1 protein-coding gene and 1 pseudogene are annotated in these 1,053 nt (G+C 72.3%); one reads left to right on the plus strand and one right to left on the minus strand.

What is annotated here, in order from left to right:
• On the minus strand, positions 1 to 457 hold a 457-nt coding region (locus H5J33_RS36320), incomplete at its 3' end, for a hypothetical protein (RefSeq protein ID WP_181798928.1).
• Positions 458 to 772: 315 nt separating this feature from the next.
• Between H5J33_RS36320 and H5J33_RS36325 the strand changes: the two are divergent.
• Positions 773 to 1,053 (plus strand): annotated as a pseudogene (locus tag H5J33_RS36325) (hypothetical protein); the annotation flags it as partial.

A 1,053-nucleotide genomic window follows, 5' to 3' on the forward strand; every position in this document is an offset into this window, starting at 1 on the left:
CGCGCGGCTTGTCGCCCTCGTCGTCCTCGCCCCACTCGCTCTTGCCGCCGCGGCCCCCCTTGCCCTTGCCGCCGCCCTTCTCCTCCTTGCCGCCCTTCTCCTCGCCGTCGTCGTCCTCGCCCTTGTCGCGGTAGCTCTCGGGGTCGAACCTGCTGTCGTCGTTCTCCGAGCCCCAGCTGCCGCTGCGCACCGCGGCGAGTGCTCCGCCGCCCGTGTGCATTCCGCCGCGCGGCCCGTCGTGTTCCCCTCCGCCGTCGCGCTTGTTGCCGTATTCGTTGTCGTCGTCGCTGTCGGATCCCTTGTCACGGTCGGAGTCGCTGTCGTGCTCCCTGCTGTACGAGGAGTCGTCACGACCGCTGTCGTGTCCGGCCGGAACGGCGAACGCGGCTCCGGGCGTCGCGAAGGCGAGGGCGGCCGTGGTGGCCGCCGTCGCCAGGAGCATGCGGGCAGAGCGCATAGTGATGTCCTTCCGCCGTGACCGGGCAGCGGATACCTCATCAGCTGGATGGACCCGGTCCCGACATGAACCACCGTCAGTGAGGCCCGCGGCGCCCACCATCCGAGCCGCCCAGCCGGGTCACCATGCCACCCGTCTGCCCCAGCGCGTCCGCTTGGCGACCCCTCGTCCGGGTCAATCGCCGGCGCGTCCGTACGCCTGCCAAAGTGAGCGGAGGGGGCCGCTCGCGAACGACACCGGCCCCCTTGTTATGACCGCTGTCATAACGCACGCTGGTGCCGACAGCACGACAGGCCGACGCGGTGGGAGGAAGCGGTGGCGGACGGAAGGGCGCGCGCCCTGTGGGAACGGTACGAGCCGGTGCACGACCTCGTGTACTTCGCGCCGGAGGCGCACCGGGCGGCGGACGCCCTCGGGCTGCGCGGGTTCTGGATGGGGTACTTCGCGCTGCGCGCCGCCCCGCTCGGCGCGGTGCCCCCAGCGGTGGTGACGAGCTGTTTCTACGTCTTCCACCCCTCCCGGGTGGCCCGGGCGCTGCCGGACGCCTGGACGTACGCGCCCGCGGACGAGGTGCTGGCGGCCCGGCTGGAGGCGAT

Origin of the sequence: Streptomyces sp. WELS2, assembly GCF_013870595.1 — a bacterium.
Taxonomy (GTDB): Bacteria; Actinomycetota; Actinomycetes; order Streptomycetales; family Streptomycetaceae; genus Streptomyces.